Consider the following 12,637-nt stretch of genomic DNA (forward strand, 5'->3'; position numbering starts at 1 on the left):
CGCCGTCAGCCGGTCGTGCCGCTCTCCAGGATGCCCTTGAGGGTCAGTTCGTCCCTCGGCATCTCCCTTCGCACCTGCGGGCGGACGACGAGGGGGACCAGGGCCTTGCCGACGCCGTGGCCCTCGAAGTCGAGGGAGAGCGTCAGGCGGCAGTGCTCGCCGTCCTCCAGCGGCTCGATCGTGCCCTGCACGTCGCCGCGCACGGGGCCGTCGATGCCGTGCACGTGCCAGTGCGTCGGCGGCTCCCACTCGATGACCTGCATGGTCGAGGTGAACTCCCGCTTGCCGAGCCGCCGGGTGACGGCGACCTTGGAGCCGACCGCCAAGGGGGTGTCGACGATCTTGCGGACCGAGACCGCGCTCTCCTGCCACTCGGGCAGGTGCGTCGGGTCGGTCACGTAGGAGAAGACCTCCGCGGGCTTGCGGGAGATGTCGATGGTTTCGGTGATGGCAGACATGGCGCCTTCTCCGTTCGACGGGAGGCCCCGCCGGAAGCCGATGCCGACGCGGGCCCGTAGTCGCTTCGTACAAATCGTCCCACTCCCGTCGGTGCCCCGCCAGCCTCGATCCGAGGAGCGGTGCTCATGCCGGGATCCGGCTCCGGCGGGGGCATGACGGCAGGCGGACGGGCCGGTCCGGAGGGGGTCGCATGAGTCGCGCGGGCAGGGTCGTGGGCGTGTTCGGTGGGGTCCCGCGCACGGCTTCTCCTCGCCCGGTCGGCGTCATCTTTTTATGACGATCGTCATAAACAAGGGTCACGCCAGGCCATCACGAGCGTCCTATCCAGGGAAAGGCCACCCGCCGGCTCCAGGCTCACCCGCTTGCCGGTCCTCCGGTTGACGCTAATGTCGATATATAGGCGATATGTACATCCTCGTTCCCGCGCTCACGAGGTGAGGGAGAGGGGGCGTACGAAAGGAGCCTCCCATGACCCGTACTCTGCGGAGCGCGATAGCCCTGGCCGGAGCCGCAGCCCTCTCCCTCGGAGTGGTGGCGACGAGCGCGACGGCCCTGGGCGCGGGGAGCGAGAAACAGGGGAACATCCGGATCGGACTGCTGCTGCCGGAGAGCAAGACCACCCGGTACGAGAAGTTCGACCGGCCCTACATCGAGCAGAAGATCAAGGAACTGGCGCCCGACGCCCAGATCGACTACTACAACGCCGCCGAGAGCGCCACCACCCAGCAGCAGCAGGTCAACACCGCGCTCGCCAAGGGCGACAAGGTCCTCATCCTCGATGCCGTGGACGCCAAGTCCATCCAGTCCTCCGTGCAGAAGGCCCATGACGCGGGCGTCAAGGTCGTGGCGTACGACCGCCTCGCGCAGGGCCCCATCGACGCCTACGTCTCGTACGACAACCACAAGGTGGGCGAGCTGCAGGGCCAGGCGCTCCTCGCCGCGCTCGGCGACAAGGCCAAGAGCGGCGAGATCGTGATGCACAACGGGTCGCCGACGGACCCGAACGCCGCCGAGTTCAAGGCCGGAGCGCACTCCGTCCTCGACGGCAAGGTGAAGATCGGCAAGGAGTACGACACCCCCAACTGGGACCCGAACAACGCCAACCAGCAGATGTCCGGCGCCATCAGTTCCCTCGGCAAGGACAAGATCGTCGGCGTCTACTCGGCCAACGACGGACTGGCCGCCGGCATCGCCACCGCCCTCAAGGCGGCCGGCATCAACGTGCCGCTGACCGGACAGGACGCCCAACTGGACGCGATCCAGCGGATCCTGATCGGCACCCAGACGATCACGGTCGAGAAGCCGTACAAGCCGGAGGCCGACATCGCGGCCACCATGGCCGTCAACCTGGCGGAGGGCAAGAAGCTGTCGTCCGACCTGGTTCCCACCACCGTCACCAGCGACGGCGACCGCAAGGTCGCGGCCCGGCTGCTCAACCCGGTCGTGGTCCACAAGGACAACATCAAGGGCACCGTCGTCAAGGACGGGCTCTACACGGTCCAGGAGATCTGCACCCCGACCTATGCGGCGGCCTGCAAGGACGCCGGTCTCGAATAAGGACGCCGGTCTCGAATCACCGGCCTCGGACAGCCGGTCCCGAACGACCGACCGGCTTCGAACAGCCGCGGAGCGGTTCGCGCGAGCGGAGGAGGCGGTTCCCTTGCCGGAGCCAGCCGTGCTCACCCTGCGGGGGATCTCCAAACGGTTCGGCGCGGTCCAGGCGTTGAAGGACTTCGATCTGGAGGTCCACGCCGGCGAGGTCGTCGCCCTCGTCGGCGACAACGGCGCCGGCAAGTCCACCGCCGTCAAGTCGATCGCCGGGGTGAACCCACCCGACGAGGGCGTCATCGAATGGGAGGGCCGGCCGGTCAGCATCAACCGGCCCCACGACGCCCAGAACCTCGGCATCGCCACCGTGTACCAGGACCTCGCCCTGTGCGACAACCTCGACGTGGTCGGCAATCTCTTCCTCGGCCGCGAACTGCGCCGCTTCGGCGTCCTGGACGAGGTGCGGATGGAGCAGCGCTCGCGCGAACTGCTCGACACGCTCTCCATCCGCATCCCCAGCGTCCGGATCCCGGTCGCCTCCCTCTCGGGCGGCCAGCGCCAGACCGTCGCGATCGCCCGCTCCCTGATCGGCGACCCGCGGATCGTCATCCTGGACGAACCCACGGCCGCCCTGGGCGTGGAGCAGACCGCCGAGGTGCTCGACCTGGTCGAGCGGCTCCGCGAGCACGGCCTCGGCACCATCCTGATCAGCCACAACATGGTGGACGTGATGGCGGTCGCCGACCGCATCGCCGTCATGCGCCTCGGCCGGAACAACGGCCTCTTCGACAAGCGCTCCACGACCACCGAGGAGATCATCTCCGCCATCACCGGGGCCACCGACAGCGCCGTCACCCGCCGCCAGGCCCGCAAGCGGGAGGAGGAACGATGAGACGGGACCGCACCCCCGGCGACACCTCCGCCCAGGAACCGGCACCCCAGTCGATGCCCGCGGTGGACACCCGGCTGCTCGTCCGAGAGGAGGGCCTGAAGGGGTACCTCGGGGAGTTCCGCCGCAAGGTGCGCAGCGGAGAGCTGGGGTCCCTGCCCGTCATCATCGCCGTGATCATCATCTGGACGGTGTTCGGCAGCCTCGACAGCACCTTCCTCTCGGCGCAGAACCTCTCCGACCTCAGTCAGCAGATCGTCGGCACCGGCATGATCGCCGTCGGCATCGTCTTCGTCCTGCTGCTCGGCGAGATCGACCTCTCCGTCGGCTCCGTCAGCGGCCTGTGCGCCGCCATCTTCGCCGTGCTCAACGTCCTGAACGGCATGAACGAGTGGCTGGCGCTCCTCGTCGCCATCGCGGGCGGAGCGGCCGTCGGGCTCATCCACGGCTTCTTCTTCGCGAAGGTCGGTGTGCCCGCCTTCGTGGTCACCCTCGCGGGCAACCTCGCCTGGAACGGTCTGATGCTCCAGATCCTGGGCAGCAGCGGCACGGTCAACATCCCGAGCGAGAGCATCGTCTCCAAGCTCTACTCGACGATCTTCCACAGTCCCGCCGCGGCCTACGTGACCGCGGCCGTGGGCGTCGGGCTCTTCCTCGCGGCCTCGCTCCTGGACGCCAGACGCCGCCGGGTCGCCCGGGTGCCGTTCCGGCCGGTCGCCGAGATCGTGCTCCGTACGGCCGTGATCGCCGCGATCGCGTTCGTCTCGGCGTACATCCTCAACCGGTACCAGGGGCTGCCGCTCGCGCTCCTCATCTTCCTGATCCTGCTGGTGGTGCTGGACTTCGTGCTGCGCCGTACGACCTACGGGCGGCGGATCTTCGCCGTCGGCGGGAACATCGAGGGCGCGCGCCGGGCCGGCATCAGCGTGCCGTTCGTCCGGATGACCGTCTTCTCGATCTCCGGGACCATGGCGGCGGTCGGCGGCCTCTTCCTGGCCGGACAGATCCAGTCCGCGAGCCAGACCTCCGGCGGCGGCAACCTGCTGATGAACGTCATCGCCGCGGCCGTCATCGGCGGCACGAGCCTGTTCGGCGGGCGCGGCTCGGTCTGGTCCGCCCTTCTGGGCGCACTGGTCATCGGATCCATTCAATCGGGCATGAACATCATGGGGGTCAGCAACGCCGTTCAGTTCATGATCACCGGATCGGTGCTGCTGGCCGCCGTCGTCGTCGACTCGCTGTCCCGCCGGAGCCAGAAGGCCGCGGGGCGCGCCTGACCCACCGGGCTCCCCGGGAAAGGAGACAGAAGACCTCATGGAGGCGGAGCCGAACCGGCGGAACGGGCGGCGTCACGGCCGCGACGAGACCGAGGAGGAACGGGCCGACCGGCGCTGGACGGATCTCATGCAGGAGATCCGGGTGGCGCAGACCGGCGTGCAGATCCTCCTCGGCTTCCTCCTCACCGTGGCCTTCACCCCGCACTTCCAGGGGCTGGAGCAGACCGACAAGACGATCTACGTCATCACGATCGTCCTCGGGTCGCTGGCCACGGGCGCGCTCATCGGCCCCGTCGCCTTCCACCGGGTCGTGTCGGGGCAGCGGATCAAACCCCAGGCGGTCGTCTGGGCCTCCCGCCTCACCTTCACCGGTCTCGTCCTGCTCCTGGCGACCCTGACATCGGCGCTCTTCCTCGTCCTGCGGGTGGTCACGCACGACTCGTACGTGCCCTGGCTCGTCTCCGGGGTCCTGGCCTGGTACCTGCTCTGCTGGTTCGCCCTGCCCCTGTGGACGCGTTTCCACCACACCGAGGAGGACTGAACGCCGGGCCGGCGGGGGACCGCGGGTTCAGAGGACCGCCGATTCGGCGAAGAGCTCGTTCACCCAGTGGGCGCTCGCCTCCGCGCACCCCGTGGTCGGCGTGCCCGGGAAGAGACGGAACCAGGAGACCGCCCGGCCCAGCGCGGCGAGCCGCGTGGCGAGCGCCGCGGCGCGGCGGAGCTCCGGCAGGGAGGGGCCCAGGTCGGTCCAGGGCTCCAGATAGGCGTCGCGCAGCCGGTCCACGTGCTCGGGGCCGTGGCGCTCCCGGACGGCGCGGGCGGGGACCAGCAGGCTGGTGAAGGGATGGGCGACGTTGGCGTCGCCCCAGTCGAAGAAGGTGAAGCGGCCGGCGGCGGGGGCGAGGAGCTGTGCGTCGTGCAGGTCGCAGTGGTCGAGCGAGTCCGGGATCCCGTACGCGTCGAGCTCGGCGCACCAGTCGAGGAGCCGGGGACGCCGCTCCCGGAGGGCGCGGCGGGCGTCGGGGTCCAGGGTGGCGTTGCCCTCGACGAGGCCGTCGAAGATCTCCGGCAGCTGAGCGGTGCGGCCGCCGGGCACGCCGAGGGCGGTCATCCGGTCCGCGTACGGGGTCAGCGCCCGCTGCATCCGCGCGTACTGGCCGAGCGCCTGCGCCCAGGACTCCGGCCCGGCGCCGCCGGCGTCGAGGACGTTCCGGAAGAGGGGTCCGCCGTCGGGAAGGAGCGACCAGCCGCGCTCGGCGTCGACCGCGAGCGGCGTCACGACGTGTCCGGGCACCCAGTCGGCGAGCGCTCCGCCGAGGGCGGCCTCGAAGGCGGCGTCGGGGGCGCTCGCCTTGAACCACACCGCGTCGCGTTCGCCCGCTCCGGTCCGGAACCGCACGAGGATCGACCAGGGCCGGACCCTGACGTCACGGGGCCCCGTCTCCTCCAGACCGTGCCGGCCGAGCTCCCGCTCCGACCAGCCGAGGGCCTCCGCCCGCCAGCCCTCTTCCTCCCAGGGGGTGACCGCGTCGGCGAACTGCCCGCGGTCGACCGTCATGGATGTCACTCGTCCCATCGGGCGATTGCACCATCCGGGAGGGTCCGGCGCACCCGAATATCCGGGGCGCGCACGAAAGCGGAACGACCCCCTGGAGATATTCGTATACCAAAATCACGGACCACGAAACCCCAGACTCAAGGCAGGCCAGGTCCAAAGCTCCATCTTAGATCTTCACCCTTGTCCGCCTCCCCGAACTTGGTATACAAAACGGGGAGCCGCCGTCGGCCCACTCCCCCAAGGAGCTCCCATGTGCCTCGAAGCCACCCCGCCGCCCTCCCCCTCGGTGACCCGCCGGGGCGTCCTCGCGGGCGCGGCCGCGCTCGCCGGCACCGTGGCCGCGGCCGGCACGGCGACGGCCGCGGGCTCCTCGACAGCCGTGGGCTCCTCGACGGGCGCGGCCCGGGGCGGGGGGACTCCGGCGGGAGGCGACCTCGTGATCCGGGGCGGCACCCTCCTCGACCCCGCCACCGGCGAGGTCACCGAGAACGCCGTCGTCGTCATCGAGCGCGGGACCGTGCGCGCGGCGGGCCGCGAAGACGCCGTCGCCGTCCCGCAGGGCGCCGAGGTCCTCGACGCCCACGGCCACTGGGTCCTGCCGGGTCTGGTGGACGCGCACATCCACCTCGGCACCGCCGCCGAGGCCCGCGAAGCCGTCCGCCGGGGCGCGACCAGCGCGCGCAGCGGATCGACCACCTTCTACCAGGACATCGCCGTCCGCGAACTCGCCCGGCACAGCCCGGCACTCGCGCCCCGCCTGACGGCCGCCGGCGTCTTCGTCACCCCGGACCTCGGCGACACCGTCCTCGCCGACCCCGACCTCACCCCGCTCGCCCGCCTCAAGGAGGGCGTGCGCTCGGCCGAGGCGCTGCGCCGGGTCGTCGAGGTCAACCTCGCCCGAGGCGCCGACGTCATCAAGACCCGCGTCAACGAGCGCGCCGGGCTGCCGGAGCAGGACCCGCTGGCCCAGGTGTACTCGTACGAGCAGCTCGCCGAGATCGTCGCCGCCGCCCGGCGGCGCGGCAAGGGCGTCCTGTGCCACAGCTACAGCGAGCAGGGCTGCCACGACGCCGTCACGGCCGGCATCCGCTCCCTGGAACACGGCGCGTTCGTCGGCGAACGCACCCTGCGCGAGATGCGCCGCAGGGGTACGTACTTCACCCCCACCCTCACCGCCATCGCCGGCCTCGCGGAGTCCACGAACCCGATCCTCGCCGAACGCGGCCGCACCTACCTCCCCGTGCTGAAGCGGGCCGTCCTCGCCGCGCACGAACTCGGCGTCCCGCTCGCCGCCGGCACCGACTCGTCCGGCGGCACGGTGCGCCCGATCGGCCGCGAGGTCGAACTCATGCGCGCCGCGGGGCTGTCCGCGCTCGACGCGATCCGCACCGCGACCACCGGGGCCGCCCGTCTGCTGGGCGCGGACCGCACGGTGGGCCGCCTGGCCCGGGGCTACGCGGGCGACGCGATCCTCGTGGCGGGCGACCCCCTGGCCGACGTGAGCCTCCTCAAGCACCCGACCCGCGTGATCCGAGCGGGCCTCCCCCTCTGACCCCACCGGTCCGGCGCCCGCGTGGTGGTGCCGCCCCACCCCACCGCCGTGTGGGCAATCGTCCCGCTGGGGCGATGGGGGTCCCCCGGACGGAGTCCGGGGGAGGAACGACCGCCCACAACGGGGTGGGAACCGCACCGGACCGCCCGACGACCTCCCCGCCCCACCCCTCCCAAGGAGCCCCCATGCAGCCCCCGTCCACCCCCTCCGCCCTCTCCCGTCGCACCGTGCTCGCCGGTGCCGCCGCCCTCGCCGGTGCCACGGCCACCGCGGCCGCCACGACCGGAACCGCGCAGGCGGCAGGCGCTCCGGCCGCCACCGGAGCCGCGACGTCCCCCCGCGCCGGCCGCCGCGACAGGACCGTCGTGTTCCGCGACGTGCGCCCGTTCGGCGCGGCGAGGCCCACGGACCTCGTCGTCGTCGACGGCCGGATCTCGGACGGCCCCGCGCCGCACGGCGCGAAGGTCGTCGACGGCGGCGGCCGGATCGCCCTCCCGTCCCTCGTCGACGCGCACGTCCACCCCGACAAGACCACCTGGGGCGGCTCCTGGGTGAGCCGGCGGCCCGCCTCCGCCATCGCCGACTACGTCGCGCAGGACGTCGAGCTGTTCCGCGCCCAGCGACGGCCCGTCGCCGAGCGCGCCTACGGCCTGATGAGCCACGCCGTCTCCCGCGGCACCCGCGGCATGCGCGCCCACGCCGACGTGGCCCCGGCCTACGGCCTGGCCGGCGTGGAAGGCCTGGCGGAGGCCCGCGAGCGGCTGCGCCACGCCCTCGACGTCCAGATCGTGGCCTTCCCGCAGCACGGCGTCATCCGCACCCCGGGCACGGCGGCGCTCCTGGAGAAGGCGGCGCGCGAGGGCCTCGTCGACATGATCGGCGGCATCGACCCGATCGGCTTCGACCAGGCCCTCGACGAGCAGCTCGACGTCGTCTTCGGCATCGCGGACCGCCACGGCGTCGGTGTGGACATCCACCTGCACGACCGCGGCGAGAAGGGCATGCGGGCGATGCGCGGCATCGTCGAGCGCACCCGTGCCCTCTCCCTCACCGGCAAGGTCACGGTCAGCCACGTCTTCTGCCTTCCGGGCCTGACGGACCGTGAGCTCGGCTCCATCGCGACGGACTTGGGCGAGCAGGACATCGCGCTCACCACGGTCGCGCCCTCGGACTCCCTGGTGCTCCCGATCGCCCGGCTGCGCGAGCACGGCGTGCGGGTCGGACTCGGCTCGGACGGCGTCCGGGACTCGTGGAGCCCGTTCGGCGACGCCGACATGATGCACCGCGCGCACATCCTCGGCTGGGTGACGGACGTGCGCCTCGACGACGAGCTGTCGGAGTGCTACCGGGTCGCGACCCACGGCGGCGCGGACGTGATGGGCCTCGCGCACGCCGACTTCCGGGCGGGCGCCCCGGCCGACTTCGTCCTGGTGCGCGGCGAGTGCCTGCCGCAGGTCGTCGTCGACATGCCGCGCCGGGACATGGTCGTCCACGGCGGCGTGGTCGTGGCCCGCGACGGGGAGTTCCTCGCCTGACGGGCGCGGCACCGGGTGCGGGTCGACGGGCCGGGCGCGTCCCGGCCCGTCGACCCGCGGACGTCTCCTCCGTCATCGGAGGAGACGCCCCGGCCCACGGCTCTACGGTTCCACGGCTCTACCGGCCTACAGGTACGGGCGCGTGATCAGCTCGATCGCGTGCCCGGACGGGTCCTTGAAGTAGACCCCGCGCCCGCCGTGTTCGGTGTTGGTCTCACCGGGGCGCCGCATCTGCGGGTCGGCCCAGTGCTCGATGCCGCGCTCGCACAGGCGCTGGTACGCCCGGTCGAACAGTTCGTCGTCGACCAGGAACGCGTAGTGCTGCATCTGGATGTCCACCGGGGGCTCGGCGAACTGGAGCAGGACGCCGTCGGCGAGCTGGATGTTGAGGAAGGGCCCCCAGGACGGCGCCTCGGGGATCTCCAGCAACTCCCGGAAGAACCGGGCGGATTCCTCGCGGTCCTTGGACGCGATGATGGTGTGGTTGAACGTGACTGCCATGTGGATGACCTCGCTGTTGATTCGACACGTGGAAGGGATGCGCAGTGCTGACGCACTGGGGGCCCTCGTGCCGAACCTTCGGGGTGCCTGTCGCGCACCCGCCGAGCGATCAGCCTTCCACCGGATCGCCCGTCCGTGCATGGCGTATCGCCGGTCCGGTGTTCATGACGGGCGACGCTACTTGATCAGGAGGGCAGGGACAAGGCGGGCCGTCGGTTCGGCCCCGGAAATGACCGGAAACGCATGCCGCCCGCAGGCAGTCCCGTAGAAAGTCGGCAGGCGATTCCCCCACCGAGTCCCCCACCGAGGGAAGACGAGCACGAGACGAGGATCGCACGACGATTCCAGGCGGCGCCGACACGACCGGCTCCGTGTCGATCGAGTGGGGCACCCCCACCGCCGTCCCCGTGATCGCCGTCCGGGAGACGGCGGGCACCACGGGCCGCATCGGCTCCTCTCACTCCGTACCGGTCACGAACTCCCGGTCGCCGTACCGCACCCGTGCCTGGTCCCAGTCGGCGCCGAGGGAGGTGGTGAGCCTGCGGGCCGGCGGCAGGTCGTCGACCGGAGCCACGAGGACGAGCCGGCCGTCGAGGGTGACGGAGCCGCCGCCCAGCTTGTCGCGGGCCTCCGGGTCCGCGACGAGCGCCTCCCGCAGGCCGCTCGCGCGGACGCCGGGGACCTCGATCTCGACCGCGTCGGTCTCCGGCGACGTGCGCGGCAGGCAGCGGAAGGTGAGGACGGCCTCCTGGTCGTACTGCTTGGCGATGACGCCCGCGATGTGGTGGAGCCCGTCGCGGCCGATCCTCTCGACGTCGAACCCGCGGGACCGCTCGTACGTCGCCTGCTTCAGCTCCTCGGACCAGAAGACGCCGTCCAGCAGCTCCGATCCTCCCGGGCGTGCCCCGTGGGCGCGGATGATCCGCCGCACCTCGTGTCCGAAGCGGGTGAGGCGGGTGTCGAGCCTCGGGTCGTCGGGGTCCGTGATGATCGCGGTGTTGTCGGTCGCGAAGACCTCCGCCGCCGGACAGTCCTGCGCGTCGGAGCCGGCGTACGTGCTCGGCGCACCCGCGACGCCGAGCAGCAGGGCGGCGACGGTCGAGGCGAGAAGGCGGGCGCGTCGTCCGGTGTCGGCGTTCTTCATGGCGTGGTCAACGAGCCTCGGTGGAGATCGTCGCGTCGCGGTCCGGACAGGCGCCCGCGTCCCGGGCGCGCCGACCGGTGGCGGCGCGCCCGGGACACGGGGAGGTGGGCAGGTCAGGCGATGACCTTGAGGGTCTTCGCCTCTCCGTACGCGTCGAGGGTCCTGAACAGGGCCTTGATGTGGTTCGGGTGCAGCTTCACGCAGCCGAGGGACTTGTAGTCCCGGTCGCCGCGCCACTGCGAGGCGCCGTTCACGGTCATGCGGCTGTGGATGAAGAGCTCGTCCCGGTTGGCGCCCTCGCCCCCCTTGCACTTCTTGTCGGCGAGCCGGATCGCGTACCCCTTGATCGCGTCGCCGTTGTAGGTCCTCGTACGGGAGGAGATGGCGTACGTGCCGTTCGGCAGCCATCCGCCGCTGTTGCGACGGCCGACCTGGCACTCGTCGGTGGTCGTGCCCGACCCGGCGCGCCACTGGCCGAGCACCCGCTTGCCGAGGTACGCGGTGAGCTTGGAGTACGTGGGGTGCTTCGGGTTCTTGTCGAAGACCAGCGTGACCGGGCCGCGGGCCTCCCGGCTCTGGGGCGCGGCGGTGGCGGCGGTGCCCGCGGGGGCGGCCAGGGCGAGGGCGAGGACGGTCGAGGCGAGGGCGAGGGCGCGTGTCCTGGAACGAAGCATGATCGTTCTTCTCCTGTCAGAGAGGTGGGAGCGCCGGGCCGTCGAGCGGCTCGGCGGAATCAGAATCCCGGGGGCCCGGCGGGGGCGGCAGTACCTTCGCCGGGTCGGCTCACCCGGCGTCGTTTCATCCCGGTCCCGGGGCCGACTCACTTCTCTGACCTGCGGGTTCGATCGGTCGTGGGACGGCGGAGGGATGACGATGGGTGAGGCGTCCGGCACGACGGGGGGCGGCACGGCCCGTGCGGAGCTCGCCCGCCGGATCGGTGAGGCGTGGACGCGGTCGGGTTGTCTGGCGCAGGAGCGGATCGAGGCGCGCCTCAAGTCCCGTTTCGCCGGCCGGGGCATGCGGGGGCTGAGCGATTCCAGCTTCAACCGCTACAAGGATCCGGAGGCCACCGCGTTACCGGACGCGGAGGTGCTGGCGGCGTTGGCCGAGCTCTTCGGCGTCGGGGACGAGGAGGGGGAGCGGTGGGCGCGGCTGCTGGAGGAGGCGCGGACCGAGGCGCGCAGGCGCAGGGCCGCCGTACGGGGGACGAAGGCGTCCCCGGAGCCGTCCGGCGGCGTCGGGGACGCGTCGCCCGCCGCTCCGACGGAACCGCCGGTCGGGCGGCCGGGGCGGGTGGTGGGGCCGGCTCCGTCCGGGGTCCGGGAGGCGGACCGGAGCGAGGGACGACAGGAGGACCAGCCTCCGGACGGGCAGGAGGACCAGACACCGGACGGGCACGAGGGGCGACGCGAGGACCGGGCCCCGGCGCTGTACGAGGGCCGGGACGCCGCGCGTGCCGAGGGTCCTGGGGTGGGGCGCCGTCGCGCCGGTCGGCGGGTGGTCGTGGGCGTGGTCGCGCTGGGGGCGGTCGTGGCGGCCTGGGCGGTCTTCCACCTGCCGTCCCCGCCCGTCGGCGACCCGCCGACCGGCCCGTCGGCCGGGCGGGCCGCACCGCCGGGCGTCGCCGCGGCGGAGGACGGCGCCGACGCGCTCGGAGGGCCGGTCGGGCCGTCGGCGGTCACCGGCACGGCGGCCCCCGGACCGATGACGGGCGACTACCGCTGCGGCAAGGTGCGCCCGGTGGAGCATGCCGCGTGGAGCGCCTGCAGCCAGGTCCTCGACGGCGGCGACACCCTGCGGTTCGCCGTGCGGATCGACAACCCGGGCAGTCGCGCCGTGACCGTACGCGCGCGGCTGTCCTGGGTGCGGAGCCGTGTCGTGACGCCCTGTCCCGCGCCCTGGGGCACCGGGGTGCGGCTGACCGTCCCGGCCGGCCGGTCCGCCGTCACCCCGCTCGACGCCTGCCCCCGGAAGTCCTCGCGTCCGAGTGCCTACCAGGCGATGGCCTGGGTGATCGGCGAGTCGGACATGGGCTGGGGAGAGCGGGAGACCTCCATGACGGTGCACGTCCAGCCGGACCGCTACCGCTGGAACGACCAGCTCCCCTGACCGGGCGTCACCGGCCGTCTCCTCGGCGGGGAGCCGGCCGGCCCGGCGGCAGCGGAGGCCGCGCG

At 72.3% G+C, this 12,637-nt stretch carries 12 protein-coding genes; 7 read left to right on the forward strand and 5 right to left on the reverse strand.

Annotated elements, in window-relative coordinates:
* Window positions 1-5 precede the first annotated feature (5 nt).
* The gene (locus tag ACFYUZ_RS25935) at window positions 6-458 is read right to left on the reverse strand and encodes an SRPBCC family protein (RefSeq protein WP_389313031.1); all 453 of its coding nucleotides are present in this window, start codon (window positions 456-458) and stop codon (window positions 6-8) included.
* Window positions 459-927: 469 nt separating this feature from the next.
* Here ACFYUZ_RS25935 and ACFYUZ_RS25940 point away from each other — a divergent pair, with 469 nt between their 5' ends.
* The 4 genes from ACFYUZ_RS25940 (at window position 928) to ACFYUZ_RS25955 (ending at window position 4,714) form a co-directional block, all read left to right on the forward strand.
* The gene (locus tag ACFYUZ_RS25940) at window positions 928-2,016 is read left to right on the forward strand and encodes a substrate-binding domain-containing protein (RefSeq protein WP_389313033.1); all 1,089 of its coding nucleotides are present in this window, start codon (window positions 928-930) and stop codon (window positions 2,014-2,016) included.
* A 103-nt stretch (window positions 2,017-2,119) separates the two neighbouring features.
* The gene (locus ACFYUZ_RS25945; protein ID WP_389313035.1) at window positions 2,120-2,899 is read left to right on the forward strand and encodes an ATP-binding cassette domain-containing protein; all 780 of its coding nucleotides are present in this window, start codon (window positions 2,120-2,122) and stop codon (window positions 2,897-2,899) included.
* A complete protein-coding gene (locus ACFYUZ_RS25950) occupies window positions 2,896-4,173 on the forward strand; it encodes a sugar ABC transporter permease (RefSeq protein ID WP_389313037.1) in 1,278 nt (425 codons plus the stop codon). Before ACFYUZ_RS25945 ends, ACFYUZ_RS25950 begins: the two co-directional genes overlap by 4 nt.
* A gap of 37 nt (window positions 4,174-4,210) precedes the next feature.
* Window positions 4,211-4,714, forward strand: coding sequence for a DUF6328 family protein (locus tag ACFYUZ_RS25955; protein ID WP_389313038.1), 504 nt, complete (start codon window positions 4,211-4,213; stop codon window positions 4,712-4,714).
* Between the two features lie 27 nt (window positions 4,715-4,741).
* Here the strand turns inward: ACFYUZ_RS25955 and ACFYUZ_RS25960 are convergent, their stop codons facing one another.
* Window positions 4,742-5,749 carry an aminoglycoside phosphotransferase family protein gene (locus tag ACFYUZ_RS25960; RefSeq protein ID WP_389313040.1) on the reverse strand — a complete coding sequence of 336 codons (1,008 nt, stop codon included), beginning with the start codon at window positions 5,747-5,749 and terminating at the stop codon, window positions 4,742-4,744.
* 232 nt (window positions 5,750-5,981) lie between these two features.
* Here ACFYUZ_RS25960 and ACFYUZ_RS25965 point away from each other — a divergent pair, with 232 nt between their 5' ends.
* Complete coding sequence (locus ACFYUZ_RS25965) at window positions 5,982-7,283, forward strand: amidohydrolase family protein (protein ID WP_389313042.1); 1,302 nt, start codon at window positions 5,982-5,984, stop codon at window positions 7,281-7,283.
* Between the two features lie 185 nt (window positions 7,284-7,468).
* Window positions 7,469-8,818, forward strand: coding sequence for an amidohydrolase family protein (locus ACFYUZ_RS25970; protein WP_389313044.1), 1,350 nt, complete (start codon window positions 7,469-7,471; stop codon window positions 8,816-8,818).
* Between the two features lie 126 nt (window positions 8,819-8,944).
* Here the strand turns inward: ACFYUZ_RS25970 and ACFYUZ_RS25975 are convergent, their stop codons facing one another.
* The 3 genes from ACFYUZ_RS25975 to ACFYUZ_RS25985 all read right to left on the reverse strand — a co-directional run bounded on the left by ACFYUZ_RS25975 (window position 8,945) and on the right by ACFYUZ_RS25985 (window position 11,137).
* Window positions 8,945-9,319 (reverse strand): VOC family protein, encoded by a 375-nt coding sequence (locus ACFYUZ_RS25975; RefSeq protein WP_389313046.1) that lies wholly within the window; start codon window positions 9,317-9,319, stop codon window positions 8,945-8,947.
* A 457-nt stretch (window positions 9,320-9,776) separates the two neighbouring features.
* Window positions 9,777-10,463, reverse strand: a complete 687-nt coding sequence (locus ACFYUZ_RS25980) for a hypothetical protein (RefSeq protein WP_389313047.1) — start codon at window positions 10,461-10,463, stop codon at window positions 9,777-9,779.
* Between the two features lie 113 nt (window positions 10,464-10,576).
* A complete protein-coding gene (locus tag ACFYUZ_RS25985) occupies window positions 10,577-11,137 on the reverse strand; it encodes a L,D-transpeptidase (RefSeq protein WP_389313049.1) in 561 nt (186 codons plus the stop codon).
* Window positions 11,138-11,336: 199 nt separating this feature from the next.
* Here ACFYUZ_RS25985 and ACFYUZ_RS25990 point away from each other — a divergent pair, with 199 nt between their 5' ends.
* Window positions 11,337-12,572 (forward strand): hypothetical protein, encoded by a 1,236-nt coding sequence (locus ACFYUZ_RS25990; RefSeq protein ID WP_389313050.1) that lies wholly within the window; start codon window positions 11,337-11,339, stop codon window positions 12,570-12,572.
* Window positions 12,573-12,637 lie beyond the last annotated feature (65 nt).

Source organism: Streptomyces sp. NPDC004266, from assembly GCF_042874095.1.
Lineage (GTDB): Bacteria > Actinomycetota > Actinomycetes > Streptomycetales > Streptomycetaceae > Streptomyces.